The following is a 16,830-nucleotide window of genomic DNA, read 5'->3' as shown; positions in this document are numbered from 1 at the left end:
GACGTCCGTCACGGCACGCCGCGTCAGGCGTGGCGGACCAACGAGACGGCGATCACGAGCATCACCACGGCGATCCCCGCGTCCAGGACGCGCCAGGCGCCCGGCCGGGAGAAGACGGGACGCAAGGTCCGCGCGCCGTACCCGAGCCCCAGGAACCAGGCCCAGCTGCCCGCCACGGCGCCGATCGCGAAGAGCCAACGGTCACCCCCGTACGAGCTCCCCACCGACCCCAGGAGCAGCACGGTGTCGAGATAGACGTGCGGGTTCAACCAGGTGAGTGCGGCGGCTGTCGCGACCACGGCCCCGCGCGACGCCGGGGCGCCACGGTCGTCGACCTCCAGCCGGCCGCCGACCCACGCGCGCCGTGCCGCGAGCAGCCCGTACGCGGTGAGGAAGGCAGCCCCGCCCCAACGAGCCACCGCGACCAGGGCTGGGGCCTGGACGACGAGCGATCCCACGCCGGCGACCCCCGCCGCGATCAGGACGGTGTCCGAGGCGGCGCAGACGAGGACGACCGCACCGACGTGCTCGCGACGCAGACCCTGCCGGAGGACGAAGACGTTCTGGGCGCCGATCGCCACGATGAGCGAGAGGCCCGTGACCATCCCTGCCACGACGACCGACATCGCACCTCCTGTCTCCATGCTTCGACGGTAGGTGCGGCGCGTCATCCAATCCAGCTAAACTTCCTTCAGCAGATGAAGGAGCGCTTCATGACCGACCTGGCCCTCGACCAGCTCCGCACGCTCGCGGCCGTGGTCGGCGAGGGCAGCTTCGAGGCGGCCGCCGCGTCGCTCCACGTCACCCCCTCCGCCGTGAGCCAGCGCATCAAGGCGCTGGAGGCGGCGACCGGTCGCGTGCTCGTCCGCCGTACCCGCCCCGTCGCGGTGACCGAGCAGGGCGCCGCCGTGCTGCGCGCCGCCCGCCAGGTCGACCTCCTCCTGGCCGACCTCGTGCCGTCGGTCGCACACCCAGGACCGGTCACGATCCCCGTCGTCGTCAACGCCGACTCGCTGGCCACCTGGTTCGTCCCCTCGATCGCGGTCGTCGCCGACCAGGTGTGCGTCGACGTCCACCGGGAGGACGAGCAGCACTCGCTCGGACGGCTGCGCGACGGCACCGTCCTCGCCGCGGTCGCCGCGGACCCAGGACGCGTGCCCGGGTGCACCGTGACGAGTCTCGGGACGATGCGTTACCGGGCCATGGCCACGCCGGGGTTCGTCGCACGGTGGTTCGCCGACGGCGTCTCGGCCGCCGCCCTCGCGACGGCGCCGGTCGTCCAGTTCGACCGCCTCGACGATCTCCAGCACCGGTTCGTCCGACGGGTCACCCGCCGCCGCGTCGATCCTCCGCACCACTACGTGCCCGGTTCGGAGGCCTACCGTGACGCCGTACGCCTCGGGCTGGGGTGGGGGATGCTTCCCGACCTCCAGTCCGCCGCGCTGGAGCAGACGGGAGCGGTGCGGGAGATCGGCGAGCGCACGCGGATCGACGTCAGGCTCTTCTGGCACCAGGCGCAGCTCGAGTCGCGACCTCTGGCGCTGCTGTCGGACGCCGTGCACGCAGGCGCTCGCCGGCACTTGAGATGATCGGCGCTCATCCGGCGGCAGGGACGGTCCCCGCCGTCAGGAAGCTGTCGGCGCCCAGCGCGCGAAGGAACGGGCGGACCAGCGCCGGCACGGCGCGGTGCTGCGGGTCGCGCGCGATCCTCGGGGAGACGAGCGGGAGCGTACGTCCCCGCGTCACGACCGCCGACTTGCCGGGTCCCAGCACGTTGCGGACCCAGTCGGTGTCGTCACCGTAGGGCAGCGCGACCACGATCTGCTCACCGTGGCGGAAGACCATCACTGGTGTGCGGTAGACATGGCCGGACCGGCGGCCCCGATGGACGACCACCCCCAGTCCGGGCAGCCGCGGGGCAACGTGCACGACGAGCCGGTTGAGCCCGACGCGGTTGACCCGACGAAGGCGTCGCGGGAGCACCATGGTCGTACGCTCTCACGCGCGCGGCCCTCACGCCACGAAGAACGGCGCATGATGGGCGCATGACCGAGGAGCCTGTCGAGGTGCTGACCCGCTGGGAGCGCGCGGGCGGGACGTGGCGCGTGGTCGCGCACAGCTCGTCGGCGGCGACCGTGACACTGTGCCGGTGCGACGGCGGCGAAGAGGTCGACCGCCTCACATCGACCGATCCCCGACTCCTCGCCTTCCTCGGCTCGCGCAGCAGCAGCGACGACGCTTGGCAAGGCTCCTCCGACCCCCGAGGATGAGCCCATGAGATGCCCGAACGACGAAACCACCCTTGTGATGAGCGAACGCAGCGGGATCGAGATCGACTACTGCCCCGAGTGCCGCGGGGTGTGGCTCGACCGTGGCGAGCTCGACAAGATCATCGACCGCGCCGGCTCCCAGTCGGCCCCCGCCGCACCGTCACCGCCGTCTCCGGGCTCGTACCAGCAGGCGCCGCCGCAGCAGCAGTACCAGCAGCGCGGCTACGACGACCGCCGCTACGACGACCGGTCCCCCAGGCGCAAGAAGAAGGAGAACTGGCTGTCCGACCTCTTCGACTGAACGGCCTCACCGAGCATCACGGGCGGGGCGGCACGTCAGCACGACGGCCGCCCCGACGAGCGAGAAGGCCGCGGTGAGGAGGACGGCGACGTTCCACCCGTCGAAGAGGTCCTGCCGGCTCGTGCCGTGGCTCGCGACGATGACGGCGACGACGGTCACGCCGATCGCCGAGCCGACGTAGCGGGCGGTGTTGTTGGCCCCTGCACCCATCGCCTCGCGGCCCACGGGCACGGCCGCCACAGCCTCGCGACCCAGCGCGGCGTTGAGGACACCACTCGCGACCCCTGCGACGAGCAGAGCGGGGACGAAGCGGGGCCAGGACGTGTCCGGCCCGACCGCCGCGAGTCCCGCCTGACCGACGGCGACGCCGACCAGACCGATCGCCAGCTGGACCCGGCCCGAGACTCGGTGCTCAGGGATCCGACGTGCGAGGAGGGACGCCGCCACGCTGGTCGCCGACCACGAGAGCAGGAGCAGGGAGGCACCGAGCGCGTCGATGCCGAAGCCGGTGTCGAGGAAGACCGCCATGAACGAGAACAGGGCGATGATCCCCATGCCCGTGGCGAACGCCGCGACCGTGACGGCCAGGAACCGACGATGGCGCAACAGCATCAGGTCGAGCATCGGCGCCCGGCCTCGCCGTTCGACGGCGACGAAAGCCACCAGCGCGAGGACGGCACCACCGAACAGCGCGAGCGCCGACGGATCACCGAGATCCTGACGGCTCTCGACGAGACCCGCGAGAAGGCTCCCGAGCCCGACAGCGAGGAGCAACCCGCCCCACCGGTCCACCGGACGCGGACGGGCCGCGCGCGACTCCCTCACCACGCCCAGTGCGAGCGCCGCCGTCGCGACGCAGGCTGCTGCCAGCAGCGCGTAGGCGAGACGCCATGACACCCACGCGTCACAGAGCCCGGCGACCACCGGTCCGACGGCGATGCCCGCGCCCAGCGCGGCACCCCACACGCCGCTGGCCGACGCGCGTTCAGGTCCCGCGGGGAAGGTATGGGCGATGATGCCGAGACTCGAGGCGGTGACGGCGGCGCCACCGACACCTTGCAGGACGCGCGCGAGCACGAAGGTGACTGTGTCGGGCGCGACCACGCACACGACGCTCGTGAGCGCCATCAGGAACAGCCCTGCCACGAAGGTGCGGCGACGGCCGAAGTCGTCAGCGACCGCCCCGCTGGTCAGCAGCGCGGACGCCAACCCGATGCTCATCGAGCTGAGGACCCAGGTCCGGCCGGCGACTCCGGCGTCCAGAGAGGCAGCCGTGGGGACGATCGTCGCGAGCGGCATCGTGAAGGCGACGAGCATCAGGAAGGTGCCGCAGGCGACAGCGGCAAGGGTCCATCCTCCCGACGGCGCCCCACGAGGGACGCTCACATCGCCCTGCGGCAGCGACATCGCGGTCCCCCGGCTGCTCTCACGAAAGGTCTTGCACGAACACCGACCTCGACCTCGACCTCGAGACCGCCCTCTTCGCCGAGCGGATCGGATCTACTGGGTGTTCCGCACGACCCGGTTCGGCACGGTCAAAGGTTTGTTCAACGCCTCCGGCCCCGCCGGCACCTGGACCAACCTAGCCGGTACCCGTGTGTCGTCAAACGGCGTTTCGGTGAGGATGTACGGCCGTAAAGGACGGACGCTGGTGCTACCTACCCGATCGTCGCCGACCCTTCCTCGGCACGTTCGACCCATTTCGAGTACGCGCTCTTGACCGCCCGGGTTTCTTCGTGACCCCAGCACGTCGTAGGCGGCCGGTGCATAGGGTTGGAGAGAGCTCTGTGCGAGTGGCGCCGCGGCGCCTCAACAGGAACCTGGACACGATGCGCGATCAGTACATGTGCCCGCGGGGTGGCGCATATGCCTGTTGACCTCGTCCTCGACCTTGCGTGCGTCGTCGGCGCCTTCGGAAGTCCACTCTGGCTCGCGATGGGCATCATCACGACCCTGACAGATCGGACTCCGCACGCATGGCGCGTCGGAAACGGGGCACTCACCGTCGTAGGAGCCGCTTCCCTGCTCGCCTGCATGTGGCTTTGGGCACAGGGGTGCAAGTACGTCGACGCCGGAAGAACGAGGCCACTCGGCGATCGAGAATGGTCTCTTGCTCGCCACCGCTGCTGCTGGCATCGCGGTCATCACACTGGCCACGTGGTGTCTCACCCACTTTCGAACACCAACGGCGAAGTTTGGCGGACAGTGACCGAACAACACCGAGCGTCGAACGACATCGCATCTCTAGAGCGACCCGTCTACGCGATGCACCGCAACGAGCCCGGCCCTCGATGTGTCGTCGCCCGCGGGATCCGGCCGGCGCTCGCGACCCGGGAGGACCGATGAACGAGCGCGAGCGCCTCGTCGAGGTGGCCGACGGCGTCTTGGTGATCACCCACCCGTTCTGCGCCACGACCACCACCGTGGTCGTCGGGCACGACGGACGGGAGTGCGTGGTGGTGGACCCGGGTGTCACGGCCGACGAGATCGACGCGCTGGCGACAGCACTGGTGTCACGCGGCCTCACCGTCACCGGAGCGTTCTCCACCCACCCGCACTGGGACCACCTCCTGTGGCGTCCGTCCCTGGGGGACGCGCCACGGTGGGCCACCGACGCCGGCGCGGCGAGGGCGCGCGCCGTCGTGGACGACAACGCCCGCAAGGCGCGTGCTGCTGTCGAGGAGGTCGACACCTCCGGACTCGGGCGGGTCGTCGCCCTCGAACCCGGCGCGATCGTGCTCCCCTGGACCGGCCGCCACGTCCGCGTGCTCGAGCACCGCGCGCACGCGCCAGGCCATGCCGCGCTGATGGTGACCGACGTCGGCGTCCTGGTGGCCGGCGACATGCTCTCCGACGTGGAGATTCCGTTGCTCGATCTCGAGGCCGGTCGCCCCTGGGACGACTATGCCGAGGCCCTCGACGTCTTCGACGAGGTCGCACGCTCGGTGACAGTCGTGGTGCCCGGGCACGGGTCGACGGGGGACGGTGTCGAGCTCCGGCGCAGGATCGACGCCGACCGCGCCTATCTCGCGTCGCTCCCGCTGGAAAGCGAGGGCGACCCTGACCCTCGCCTCGCCGGCGCCGCGGACTGGCTCCTCGCCGAGCACGAGGCCGCCGGTCGCCGCGTCCGTCACGACCTGGGCGCTCAGTGACCGGATCACCGGAGATCTAGACGGCGAGCTCGACACGGTCTCCGGGAGCGAGCAGGACCGCCCGCGTGGGCGACCCCTCGGTCGCGTCGACGAAGCGCTCGCCCGGTGTGTCGAACAGGTGGTGACGAACCGCGGGAGCGACGCGCCCCAGACCCACCGGCCAGAACGTCCCCCAGTGCACCGGTACGGCCCAACGAGCTCCCACCCGTGCCACCAGCTCTGCCGCTTGCTCGGGATCCAGGTGGTCCTCACCGAGCGTGGGGCCCCACCCGCCGATCGGCACCAGTGCGAGGTCGACCGGCGCGATCCGCCTCACGTCCGCGTGCGGGCCTGTGTCACCGGGGAACCAGAACGTACGGTCACCGACGACCCGGAACCCGAGCGGCTGTGAAGCTCGGCGGGACCAGCGGTGGCGCGACGCGGGATGGTCGGCGTCGGTCACCTCGACGTCGAGACCGGCCACGCGGAGCCTGTCGCCAGGAACAGCCTCGTACACGTCGAGCCCCAGCCCTCCGAGCAGCCCTCCACCGGCCTCGGGGACCACGACGGGCGTGCCCCGCGGAAGGCGTCGCAACGAGGGGACGTGGAAGTGGTCGAGGTGGAGGTGGGAGACCAGCACGAGATCGGCCCGTGCCGCAGACGCCGACGGCGACATCGAGCGGCGGCGCAGGTGGACCACCCGGTCGAGGAGCACCGGGTCGGTGAGGACGCGGGTGTCACCGATCTCGACCGTCGCTGTCGAGTGCCCCCACCAGGTGACGGCCATCGGCGTCACGGGCGCGCGGTCCACACGCGCCATCGTGCCACGGGCTCACGACAGGGACGGCCCGAAGCCCATCAGAGACGAAGAAACCCTGTCCAGCGTCGCGGGACAGGGTCGGGACTTCAGAACACGTGGTGGAGCATAGGGGATTCGAACCCCTGACCTCTTCCATGCCATGGAAGCGCGCTACCAACTGCGCCAATGCCCCGTGCTTCGAGCGGTCTCCCGCTCATCGAGCCGAGGTCGATCTTAGCGGGTCGCCCCGGTCGGACCGAAATCGGGGTCCCCCTGTCGCAAGGGCCCACGGTCCTCGGTGTGCGCCGCATCATCGCTCATCTCCGGGACGGGCAGGTTGCCGGCGTTCCACTCGGTGACCTGCCAACGGGCGAAGCCCTCCTGGAGGACGGCCCAGCAACCGTTGCTGAAGCCGCCGAACGAGCGCCAGTACTCCTCGGGCAGCCCGATGAAGGCACAGATCCCCACCCGGATGACGGCACCGTGCGCGACGACGACAACCGTCTCGTCCTCGCCCATGGCCTCGACGATCTCCTCCAGGGCCCGGCTGAACCGGACCGCGGCTTCGGCGTGCGTCTCCCCGCCGGGCGACACGATCTCCTCACCACGCCGGAAGCGACCCTCCGCCTCGGGATAGCGGCGCGCGATCTCGTGCCGCGTCATCCCCTCGCGCTCTCCGAAGGCCACCTCTCGCAGGCGTTCGTCGGTCTCGACCGGAAGGTCGACGATCCGGCCGAGCGCGGCCGCGGTGGCCGACGCCCGCTGGAGGTCCGAGCTCACGATGCGCACGGGGCCGAGCACGGCCAGCCGCGCCGCCATCTCCGCCGCCTGGGCTCGGCCGGCCGCATTGAGGGGGGTGTCGGTCTGGCCCTGCAGGCGTCCCGCGACGTTCCAGTCCGTCTGCCCATGGCGCCAGACGATGATCCTGCGACTCATGCGTCCGCGACCGGTGGCTCGCCCGCCAGCGGGACCTCGTCCTGCTCAATGGACTCGCGCGACGTGGGCGCCGAGGGGACGCGCCCCGCAGCCTCGCCGATCTCGGGCAGCGCCACGGCCGGGCAGTCACCCCACAGCCGCTCCAGCGCGTAGAACGACCGGTCCTCGTCGTGCTGCACGTGAACGACGATCTCGGCGTAATCGAGCAGCACCCAGCGCCCCTCACGCTCCCCCTCACGGCGTACGACCTTGGCGCCGTGCTCGAGGAGCTTCTCCTGGACCGCGTCGCTGATCGCACGCACCTGGCGGTCGTTGCCGGCCGAGGCGAGGACGAAGACGTCGGTGATGACGAGCTGCTCGGAGACGTCGTAGGCGATGATCTCGTGCGCGAGCTTGTCCGCTGCGGCAGCCGCCGCGGCATGGGTGAGCTCGAGCGCCCGCTCGGATGCGGTCACTGGGGTGCCCCCTTCGGGTGGCGTTCTGGGTGGTTCGACGCGGCGACCGCGTCGATGTAGAGACGATGCTTGGCGATGTACTGGACGACCCCGTCAGGGACGAGGTACCAGACGGGTTCGTGTCGCGACACCCGCTCGCGGCAGTCGGTGGACGAGATGGCCAGGGCCGGGATCTCGACGATCGTGACGCGGTCCTTCGGGAGTCCGTCCAGCGTGTGGGGGTCGATCGCGTGCCCTGGTCGGGTACACCCGACGAACTGGGCGAACTCGAACATCTCCCCCGCGTTGTGCCACGTCAGGATCTGGGCCAGCGCGTCGGCGCCGGTGATGAAGAACAGCTCCACGTCACCGCCATAGTGGGCGCGGAGGTCCCGCAGGGTGTCGACGGTGTAGGTGGGGCCGGCGCGGTCGATGTCGACGCGGCTCACCCAGAAGCGAGGGTTGGAGGCGGTCGCGATGACCGTCATCAGGTAGCGGTCCTCACCTGGCGAGACCTTGCGGTCGGCCTTCTGCCACGGCTCACCGGTAGGGACGAACACGACCTCGTCGAGGCCGAACCACGCCTGCACCTCAGATGCCGCAACGAGGTGGCCGTGGTGGATGGGATCGAACGTTCCACCCATCACCCCGACGCGGGGGCGGCGGCCGACCTCGAGCGGCAGGCTCATCAGGTGTGCTGACGTCCCTTGCCGAACGCGAAGAGACCGATGATCAGGAGGAGGAAGAAGACCAAGGTCGCCCCACCCACGACGAACGGCGAGAGGGCTTCCTCGTGCTCGGCGCCCTGCGCCACCACCTGGGTGAGGACGGACCCGTTCAACACTGATTCAGTCAACGACATGGGGTCAATCTACCGTCCCACCCCGGCTCGCACGCGGGCCACCCCGGTCAGCGGACGTGCCCGTCACCCGTGACGACAAACGTCGTCGTGGTCATCTCTGGCAGACCCATCGGTCCGCGGGCGTGCAGCTTCTGCGTCGAGATGCCGATCTCGGCCCCCATCCCCAGCTCTCCCCCGTCGGTGAACCGGGTCGAGGCGTTGACCATGATCGCCGCGGCGTCGACGGCCGCGGTGAACCGCTGGGCGGTCGCCAGCGAGCGGGTGACGATCGCCTCGGTGTGGCCGGACGAGAAGGTACGGATGTGGGCGACCGCGTCCTCGAACGAGTCGACCACCCGCGCGGCGATGTCGAGCGAGAGGTATTCGGTGGCGTAGTCCTCGTCGGTGACCGCCACGACATCGGCGTCGGCCGCGGCGAACGTGGCGTCCCCGTGGATCGTGACGTCGCGCTCGTGCAGCGCAGCCACCACCCGCGGCAGGAAGTCGTCGGCGACCGCCTTGTGCACCAGCAACGACTCGGCCGCGTTGCAGACGCTGGTCCGGTGGGTCTTGGCGTTGACGACGATCGCGAGCGCCATGTCGAGGTCGGCGTCGGCATCGACGTACACGTGGACGTTGCCCGTCCCCGTCTCGATCACCGGCACCTGGGCGTCGCGGACGACGGCCTCGATCAGCCCAGCGCCGCCGCGAGGGATCACGAGGTCGACGAGGCCGCGCGCCTTCAGCAGCGCCGTCGAGCTCGACCGGTCGGACGGGTCGATGGCCTGGACGGCGTCGACCGGCAGACCCGCCGATGCGACGGCGTCACGGAGCACCGACGCGATGGCGGCGTTGGAGTGCTCGGCGGAGCGCGACCCTCGCAGCAGGACGGCGTTGCCCGCCTTCAGGCAGATCGCGGCGGCATCGGCAGTGACGTTGGGTCTGCCCTCGTAGATCATCCCGATCACCCCGATGGGCACCCGGACCTGGCGAAGCTGCAGACCGTTGGCCAGGGTCGAGCCGCGGACCACCTCACCGACCGGGTCGGCCAGGGCGGCGACGTCGCGGATGCCCTCGGCCATCGCGGCGATGCGGTCGGTGTCGAGGAGGAGTCGGTCGATGATGTTGTCACCGACCCCGGCCTCACGGGCGATCGTGATGTCTCTCGCGTTGGCCTCGACGATCTCGGCGGCGTGAGAGACCAGCGCGTCGGCCATCGCGTGCAGAGCCGCGTCCTTGCCGGCCCGCGGGACCGCCCGCAGGTCGAGTGCGGCAGCGCGGGCCCGCCGGGCGGACTCGTGGACGTGGTGCTCGAGGTCGTGGCTCACGTCACCAGGATAGTGACTCAGAAATGGACGGGGACCGGAGCGACCATGCCCACCGCAGGAGGCGACTCCGCGCGGCTGCGACGGTCACGTGTGTCCCGCTCGAGGATCTCGAGACCCACGACCGCCCAGGGAGGCAGTCCGGCCGAGTCGCGGTGCTCCGACCACACGCGCATCGCCATCGCAGCGACGTCCAGCATGTCGGGAGCCTGCTCCCAGTAGCAGATCTCGGCGCGGTCGACGTCGTAGCGAAGGGAGTGCAGGAACGCGTGCTCGTCACGCAGGCGCAGCATCGCCGAGCGCACCGCTTCGTCGGCGAACGGCGTGCCGGCCACCGTCAGGGTGACGTGCCACATCTTGTCCTGCGCAACCACGGATCCTCCTCACCGACGGCCTGTCCGCGGCCACCTTAACCGGGGCTCGGCAACGCAAGCCCCGGGTTTCCTCGATTGGGTCGAGCACCACGCTCGGACCGCGGCCGGTTCAGTCCAGGAGCACGAGATCGTCGCGGTGGACGAGCGCGCGCGCGTACTCCCCGCCCATCTCGGCTGCGAGGTCGTGGGTCGAACGACCGACCATCTTGGGCAGCTCGGTGCTGTCGTAGCCGATCAGCCCACGGGCGACCAGACTCCCCGACTCGTCCACGAGGTCGACCGGGTCCCCAGCCTCGTACGTCCCCTCGCTGGCGACGACACCTGCGGGGAGCAGGGACGCACCCCGCTCGACGAGCGCGCGGACCGCTCCTGCGTCGAGGACGAGGCGGCCCTTGCCGGTCGTCGCGTGCGCCAGCCACAGGAGGCGGGTGGGGCGGCGCCGTCCCGTGGGGTGGAACGTGGTGCCGACGTCGCGTCCCTCGAGCGCTCCGTTGACCTCCGAAGCGCTCGTGAGGAGCACGGGGATCCCGGCGCCGGTCGCGATCCGGGCGGCCTCGACCTTGGTGACCATGCCACCGGTGCCGACCTTCGACGGGCTCGGCCTGGCGATGTCGAGCCCGTCGAGGTCGGCGTCGCCGTGGACGTGGCGGACGAGCCTGGCACCCGGGGTCGCCGGGTTCCCGTCGTAGAGTCCGTCGACGTCCGACAGCAGCAGGAGCCGGTCGGCGTGGACGAGGTGGGCCACCAGCGCAGCGAGGCGGTCGTTGTCACCGAAGCGGATCTCGCTCGTGGCGACCGTGTCGTTCTCGTTGACGACCGGGACGACTCCGAGGTCGAGCAGACGAGCGAGGGTCCGGTACGCGTTGCGGTAGTTCGTACGGCGCACGACGTCGTCGATGGTGAGAAGGACCTGACCGACGACGAGGTCGTGCCGCGCGAACCGCTCGGTGTACCGCGCCACCAGCAGGCCCTGTCCGACGCTGGCGGCAGCCTGCTGCGTCGCGAGGTCACGCGGGCGCGCCGTCAGGGCCAGCGGCGAGAGCCCTGTCGCGATGGCACCGGAGCTGACGAGCACCACCTCGTCACCGCGTACGCGCGCTGCGGCGAGGGCGTCGACGAGGCCGTGCAGGCGCGCCAGGTCGAGGCCGCCACGCGGGGAGCTGAGCGACGACGAGCCGACCTTGACGACGATCCTCACCTCAGGGCCTCACACGTCCTCGTCGCCGTCCGGCGCCGGTTCCTCGGACCAGAGCGTCTCGGGCGGCACACGCCCGGCCGCGCGATCCCTGCGGGCCGCACGCTCGTACTCGCGCTTGCGTGTCAGGTCCTCGCGGCGCTGCTTGTTGGTGCGCCGATGGTTCTCGATCAGCCGGTCATCCTCGCCACGTCGCGAGCCGAGCAGCTCAGCGCCGGCGTTCACCTGCGGGTCGAAGTCGAACACGACCGCGTCGTCGACGCCACCGATCACCACGTCGTCGCCCGCCTCCGCGCCCATGGCGATCAGGCGGTTCTCGACGCCGAGACGGTTGAGCCGGTCTGCGAGGAACCCGACGGCCTCGTCGTTGGTGAAGTCGGTCTGGCGAACCCAGCGCTCCGGCTTCTCGCCGCGGACGACCCACTGACCGGCGGTGTGCGTGATCGTGAAGTCGTCCTCGCCGTCGGCCGAGCGCGGCCGGAGGACGATGCGCGTCGCTGGGGCCGCGGTGACGCTCTTGCGCGAGGACGCGACGACCTCCGCCATCGCGTACGAGAGGTCCTTGAGGCCCTCGTGGGAGGCGGCCGAGATCTCGTAGACGTCGAGACCGCGCGCCTCGAGCTCGCCGCGGACGAACTCGGCGATGGTCTTGGCGTCGGGGACGTCGACCTTGTTGAGGGCCACCAGACGGGGGCGGTCCTCGAGGCCGCCGTACGCCGCGAGCTCGTTCTCGATGACGTCGAGGTCGCTCAAGGGGTCTCGCCCGGGCTCGATCGTCGCGCAGTCGATGACGTGGACCAGCGCAGCGCAACGCTCGACGTGACGCAGGAAGTCGTGACCGAGGCCGCGCCCGTCCGCCGCGCCCTCGATCAGGCCGGGGACGTCGGCGACGGTGTAGGTCACGTCACCGGCGACCACGACGCCGAGGTTGGGGACGAGGGTGGTGAAGGGGTAGTCGGCGATCTTGGGCCGAGCTCGCGAGAGCGCGGCGATCAGGCTCGACTTGCCGGCGCTCGGGAACCCCACGAGACCGATGTCGGCCACGACCTTCAGCTCGAGGGAGATCGTCCGCTCGTCGCCCGGCTCGCCCTTCAGCGCGAAGCCGGGGGCCTTCCGCTTGCTGGAGGCGAGCGCGGCGTTGCCCAGCCCTCCACGACCACCCTCGGCGATCACCAGCTCCGAGCCGGGCCCGACCATGTCGGCGAGGATCTCGCCGTCGGCCCCGCGGACCACGGTGCCGTCGGGCACGGCGAGCACGATGTCCTCGCCCTGGGATCCGCTGCGGTTGCCACCGCTGCCGTGATGCCCCTTGCCGGCTCGACGGTGCGGCTCGTGGTAGAAGTCGACGAGCGTGGTCACGTCGGAGTCGACCCGCAGGATGACGTCACCGCCACGGCCGCCGTTGCCGCCGTCGGGTCCACCGAGGGGCTTGAACTTCTCGCGGTGGACCGAGGCGATGCCGTTGCCGCCGTCGCCACCCTTGACGTGCAGGGTCACCTTGTCGACGAAAGTCGGAACTGCCATCCGTGCCACCTCCTCAGTACGCCGCGCTCAACCTGCGCTGATGCGCGGTCCCGTACGACGGGCGCGGACGCCGTCGACGGTGCTGGAACGAGACGAGGGGCGAGCCCGCGCGATGCGGACCCGCCCCTCGTCGTGGAAGTCCTTCAGGTCACTCCGCCGGGACGATGTTGACGACGCGACGGCCGCGACGCGTGCCGAACTCGACCGCGCCCGCGGCGAGGGCGAACAGCGTGTCGTCGCCACCACGGCCGACGTTGGTGCCCGGGTGGAAGTGCGTGCCGCGCTGACGGACGATGATCTCGCCCGCGCCGACCTGCTGGCCACCGAAGCGCTTCACACCGAGGCGCTGGGAGTTGGAGTCACGGCCGTTCTTGGTAGAAGCGGCGCCCTTCTTGTGTGCCATGTGCTCGAGCCTACTTTCGCGTCACTTCGAGATGCCGGTGATCTTGACCTGGGTGTAGTGCTGACGGTGACCCTGGCGCTTCTTGTAACCGGTCTTGTTCTTGTACTTCTGGATGATGATCTTCGGGCCCTTGGTGGCGCCGAGGACCTCAGCCGTGACCGAGACCTTGCCGAGGGAGTCGGCGTCCGACGTCACCGCGTCACCGTCGACGAGGAGCACGGCGGGGAGCTCGACCGACTCGCCGACCGTGGTCTTGATCTTGTCGATCTCGATGATGTCGCCGACCGCGACCTTCTGCTGCTGGCCGCCACTGCGCACGATCGCGTACACCGCCGACTCACATCCTCACTCGTTGCTGCTCCGCTGTCGGAGCTTGGCTGTCTTGAAACTCTGGGGTGGTGCCGTCACCAGGCACGAGGCGCTCGTGCGGGCACACAGACCGACACGCTCACAGGCGCGCCGCTCATCTAGTCTACGGAGTCTCCCTGTCACCGGTCAAAGCGGGGTCCGGGGCTCCTCCGTCGAGCGTACCGGGTGCCTCTACGCCGGCCTCGGCCGACGGGCCGTCGCTCGACTCCTCCGAGCCGCTGCGGCGACGGCGACGCTTGCGCGGGGTGGTCGCCTCCGGGGTCTCCTGCGTCGCGGCGTCTGCCGTGTCGTGAGACGTCGGCTCCGGCGCCTCGGGCTGCGCGTCGTCCGCGGGCTTCGGCTCCTTCTTCGCCTTGGAGTCGGCGCCCTTGGCGGGCTTGTCTCCCTCGTCGCTGCGCCCACGACCTCGGCCGCTGCGACCGCGCCGGCTCTCCTCCGAGCCCCGCTTGGACTCGACGGGGTGGTCGTGGATCATCAGGCCGCGGCCGTGGCAGTGCTCGCACGGCTCGCTGAACGCCTCGAGGAGGCCCGTCCCGATCCGCTTGCGGGTCATCTGGACCAGCCCGAGGGAGGTCACCTCCGCCACCTGGTGCCGGGTCCGGTCGCGGCCGAGGCACTCGACCAGACGGCGGAGCACGAGGTCGCGGTTGCTCTCCAGCACCATGTCGATGAAGTCGACCACGATGATGCCGCCGATGTCGCGCAGCCGGAGCTGACGGACGATCTCCTCGGCGGCCTCGAGGTTGTTCTTGGTGACCGTCTCCTCGAGGTTGCCGCCCGATCCGGTGAACTTCCCGGTGTTGACGTCGACGACGGTCATCGCCTCGGTACGATCGATCACCAGCGAGCCGCCGGACGGCAGCCAGACCTTCCGGTCCAGTGCCTTGGCGATCTGCTCGTCGATCCGGTAGGCGGAGAAGACGTCACCGGACTCGGATCCGCTCCACGCCTCCACCCGGTCCTTGAGATCCGGGGCGACGTGGCTGACGTAGCCGTCGATGATCTCGGTGGCGTCGGTCCCCTCGACGACGAGGCGCGCGAAGTCCTCGTTGAAGAGGTCACGGACGACCTTGATGGTGAGGTCCGGCTCGCCGTACAGCAGCTGCGGGGCCGATGCGGAGGCGGCCTTCTTCTCGATGTCCTTCCAGCGGGCGTCGAGCGCCTCGACGTCGCGGGTGAGCTGGTCCTCGGTCGCGCCCTCGGCGGCGGTCCGGATGATCACGCCCGCGTCCTCGGGGAGGATGCCCTTGAGCAACGACTTGAGCCGGTTGCGCTCGGTGTCGGGCAGCTTGCGGGAGATCCCGCTGGTCTGGCCGCCGGGCACGTAGACCAGGAAGCGACCGGGCAGGCTGATCTGGCTCGTGAGCCGCGCGCCCTTGTGCCCGACGGGATCCTTCGACACCTGGACGAGGACCGACTGGCCGGACTTGAGCGCCTCCTCGATCTTGCGCGGCTTGCCGTCACCGAGCTTGCTCCAGTCGACCTCGCCGGCGTAGAGCACCGCGTTGCGGCCCTTGCCGATGTCGACGAACGCCGCCTCCATCGAGGGCAGGACGTTCTGGACCCGCCCGAGGTAGACGTTGCCGATGAGCGAGGTCTGCGACTCGCGCGCCACGTAGTGCTCGACGAGGACGTCGTCCTCGAGAACGGCGATCTGCGTGAGGTCCTCGCGCTGGCGGATGACCATCTCGCGCTTGACCGACTCGCGCCTGGCGAGGAACTCGGCCTCGGAGACGATCGGCGTGCGGCGACGACCCGCCTCACGACCCTCGCGGCGGCGCTGCTTCTTGGCCTCCAGCCGGGTCGAGCCCGAGACGCTCGTGATCTCGTCCTCGGCGCTGCGGCGCTCGCGCACACGGACGACGGTGTTCTCGGGGTCGTCCGCGGCCGCGTCGCTGTCCTCGCCGCGACGACGGCGGCGACGACGACGACGGCTCGAGGTGCCGCTGTCGTCCTCACCGGTGCTCGAGGACTCGTCGTCGGAGGTGTCGTCGTCCTCGGACTCGTCAGGGGTCTCATCGGCTGCCGTCGTCGCGCCTTCTGCGGCCTCGCCGGAGTCGGACTCGGCGTCGAGGTCGAGGTTCTCGACGTCGTCACCGTTGCCCGAGCGACGTCGACGACGGCCACCGCGGCGGCGACGGCGACGGCCGGGCGTGCTGCCGTCGCTCTCGTCCTGGCCCTCGTCGGAGTCGGAGTCGGAGTCCTCGTGGTCGCGCTCCGGCAGGTCCGCGTCGTCACGGCTGCGTCCACGGCGGTCGTCCGAGCCGTACCCGCGGCCGTCCTCCTCGCGGTCCTCCGTCTCGTCGGCCACGTCGGCTGCACGGCGGCGGCGGCGCGGCGCGGCCTTGGGCTCGGGCGCCTGGAAGAGCGGTGCGACGAAGGGCGCGCGAGCCGAGGTTGCCGGTCGAACCTCCTGCTCGTCCTCCTCATCGACCTCGTCGACCTCGTCGACGCGCTCGACCACAGCCGGAGCGGCTTCCGCGGGCGCGACGGGGTCGTCGGTGACAGGGAGCTCGTCGGCCGGCTCGACGGCGGGCGTGTCGCCGGACGGCACGTCAGCGGCGACGGGCGCAGGATCTGCGGGACCTGCCGACCGGGAGGCGGCCTTCTTGCGGGTCCGGGTGGTACGGGTGACCTTGGGCGGCTCGGCGGCCTCGGGAGCGGCCGTCTCGACCGAGGTCTCGGGCTTCTCCTCGGGCACGGTCTGCGCGGCGCCGGCGCTCGCGGGAGCCTTGCGTGACCGGCTCGAACGCGCGGGCTTCGCAGGTGCCCCGGGCTCCGAGAACACGGCGGCGGTCGGGGGGCCAGCCGGTCGGGAAGCGGTGCGACGCCGGCGGGTCACGGCAGCGACCGGCTGATCACCGGGGGCCTGTGGGGTGTCGACGTCTTCCGAGGTCGAGTTCGGCGGGTTCTGCTCGTCGAGCATGT

At 70.8% G+C, this 16,830-nt stretch carries 19 protein-coding genes and 1 tRNA gene; 4 read left to right on the top strand and 16 right to left on the bottom strand.

Annotated features, from left to right (window positions below; translation table 11 throughout):
• Positions 1-23: 23 nt before the first annotated feature.
• Positions 24-644, bottom strand: coding sequence for a LysE/ArgO family amino acid transporter (locus KV100_RS16235; RefSeq protein WP_255566298.1), 621 nt, complete (start codon positions 642-644; stop codon positions 24-26).
• Positions 645-713: 69 nt separating this feature from the next.
• Between KV100_RS16235 and KV100_RS16230 the strand changes: the two genes are divergently transcribed.
• Entirely contained in the window at positions 714-1,589 is an 876-nt protein-coding gene (locus KV100_RS16230; RefSeq protein ID WP_220344148.1) for a LysR family transcriptional regulator ArgP, read from the top strand.
• A 7-nt stretch (positions 1,590-1,596) separates the two neighbouring features.
• Here KV100_RS16230 and KV100_RS16225 read toward each other — a convergent pair whose 3' ends face one another.
• Positions 1,597-1,986: a nitroreductase family deazaflavin-dependent oxidoreductase gene (locus KV100_RS16225; RefSeq protein ID WP_220344147.1), complete on the bottom strand. Its 390-nt coding sequence runs from the start codon at positions 1,984-1,986 to the stop codon at positions 1,597-1,599.
• Positions 1,987-2,045: 59 nt separating this feature from the next.
• Here KV100_RS16225 and KV100_RS16220 point away from each other — a divergent pair, with 59 nt between their 5' ends.
• Together KV100_RS16220 and KV100_RS16215 are read left to right on the top strand one after the other, a co-directional pair.
• Positions 2,046-2,270 (top strand): hypothetical protein, encoded by a 225-nt coding sequence (locus tag KV100_RS16220; RefSeq protein WP_220344146.1) that lies wholly within the window; start codon positions 2,046-2,048, stop codon positions 2,268-2,270.
• A gap of 4 nt (positions 2,271-2,274) precedes the next feature.
• On the top strand, positions 2,275-2,571 hold the full coding sequence (locus KV100_RS16215) for a zf-TFIIB domain-containing protein (RefSeq protein WP_220344145.1): 297 nt from the start codon (positions 2,275-2,277) through the stop codon (positions 2,569-2,571).
• Between the two features lie 6 nt (positions 2,572-2,577).
• Here KV100_RS16215 and KV100_RS16210 read toward each other — a convergent pair whose 3' ends face one another.
• Positions 2,578-3,978, bottom strand: coding sequence for an MFS transporter (locus tag KV100_RS16210; protein ID WP_220344144.1), 1,401 nt, complete (start codon positions 3,976-3,978; stop codon positions 2,578-2,580).
• Positions 3,979-4,913: 935 nt separating this feature from the next.
• On the opposite strand from KV100_RS16210, the gene KV100_RS16205 reads away from it, so the two are divergent.
• Positions 4,914-5,723 carry an MBL fold metallo-hydrolase gene (locus tag KV100_RS16205; protein WP_220344143.1) on the top strand — a complete coding sequence of 270 codons (810 nt, stop codon included), beginning with the start codon at positions 4,914-4,916 and terminating at the stop codon, positions 5,721-5,723.
• Positions 5,724-5,739: 16 nt separating this feature from the next.
• Here the strand turns inward: KV100_RS16205 and KV100_RS16200 are convergent, their stop codons facing one another.
• The 13 genes from KV100_RS16200 to KV100_RS16140 all read right to left on the bottom strand — a co-directional run bounded on the left by KV100_RS16200 (position 5,740) and on the right by KV100_RS16140 (position 16,828).
• Positions 5,740-6,513 carry an MBL fold metallo-hydrolase gene (locus KV100_RS16200; protein ID WP_220344142.1) on the bottom strand — a complete coding sequence of 258 codons (774 nt, stop codon included), beginning with the start codon at positions 6,511-6,513 and terminating at the stop codon, positions 5,740-5,742.
• A gap of 105 nt (positions 6,514-6,618) precedes the next feature.
• Positions 6,619-6,694 (bottom strand) — tRNA-Ala (locus KV100_RS16195).
• Positions 6,695-6,735: 41 nt separating this feature from the next.
• Positions 6,736-7,437 (bottom strand): histidine phosphatase family protein, encoded by a 702-nt coding sequence (locus tag KV100_RS16190; protein WP_220344141.1) that lies wholly within the window; start codon positions 7,435-7,437, stop codon positions 6,736-6,738.
• Positions 7,434-7,892 carry a ribosome silencing factor gene (gene rsfS, locus KV100_RS16185; RefSeq protein ID WP_220344140.1) on the bottom strand — a complete coding sequence of 153 codons (459 nt, stop codon included), beginning with the start codon at positions 7,890-7,892 and terminating at the stop codon, positions 7,434-7,436. Before rsfS ends, KV100_RS16190 begins: the two co-directional genes overlap by 4 nt.
• Positions 7,889-8,560, bottom strand: a complete 672-nt coding sequence (nadD, locus tag KV100_RS16180; protein ID WP_220344137.1) for a nicotinate-nucleotide adenylyltransferase — start codon at positions 8,558-8,560, stop codon at positions 7,889-7,891. The genes rsfS and nadD overlap by 4 nt, the downstream gene beginning before the upstream one ends.
• On the bottom strand, positions 8,560-8,715 hold the full coding sequence (locus tag KV100_RS16175) for a hypothetical protein (protein ID WP_220344764.1): 156 nt from the start codon (positions 8,713-8,715) through the stop codon (positions 8,560-8,562). The genes nadD and KV100_RS16175 overlap by 1 nt, the downstream gene beginning before the upstream one ends.
• Positions 8,716-8,780: 65 nt before the next feature.
• Positions 8,781-10,040 carry a glutamate-5-semialdehyde dehydrogenase gene (locus KV100_RS16170; RefSeq protein WP_220344135.1) on the bottom strand — a complete coding sequence of 420 codons (1,260 nt, stop codon included), beginning with the start codon at positions 10,038-10,040 and terminating at the stop codon, positions 8,781-8,783.
• Between the two features lie 17 nt (positions 10,041-10,057).
• Complete coding sequence (locus tag KV100_RS16165) at positions 10,058-10,411, bottom strand: hypothetical protein (protein ID WP_220344134.1); 354 nt, start codon at positions 10,409-10,411, stop codon at positions 10,058-10,060.
• Positions 10,412-10,520: 109 nt separating this feature from the next.
• Complete coding sequence (gene proB / locus KV100_RS16160) at positions 10,521-11,609, bottom strand: glutamate 5-kinase (RefSeq protein ID WP_220344133.1); 1,089 nt, start codon at positions 11,607-11,609, stop codon at positions 10,521-10,523.
• A 9-nt stretch (positions 11,610-11,618) separates the two neighbouring features.
• Positions 11,619-13,130: a GTPase ObgE gene (obgE, locus tag KV100_RS16155; RefSeq protein ID WP_220344132.1), complete on the bottom strand. Its 1,512-nt coding sequence runs from the start codon at positions 13,128-13,130 to the stop codon at positions 11,619-11,621.
• 148 nt (positions 13,131-13,278) lie between these two features.
• Complete coding sequence (rpmA, locus tag KV100_RS16150; protein WP_220344131.1) at positions 13,279-13,533, bottom strand: 50S ribosomal protein L27; 255 nt, start codon at positions 13,531-13,533, stop codon at positions 13,279-13,281.
• A 21-nt stretch (positions 13,534-13,554) separates the two neighbouring features.
• Complete coding sequence (gene rplU, locus KV100_RS16145; protein WP_220344129.1) at positions 13,555-13,863, bottom strand: 50S ribosomal protein L21; 309 nt, start codon at positions 13,861-13,863, stop codon at positions 13,555-13,557.
• 142 nt (positions 13,864-14,005) lie between these two features.
• Entirely contained in the window at positions 14,006-16,828 is a 2,823-nt protein-coding gene (locus tag KV100_RS16140) for a ribonuclease E/G (protein ID WP_220344128.1), read from the bottom strand.
• Positions 16,829-16,830: the final 2 nt, after the last annotated feature.

Source organism: Mumia sp. zg.B21, from assembly GCF_019550855.1.
Classification (GTDB): Bacteria; Actinomycetota; Actinomycetes; order Propionibacteriales; family Nocardioidaceae; genus Mumia.
Note: the sequence above shows the minus strand (reverse complement) of the source record. Positions and strands in the feature narration are given on the sequence as shown.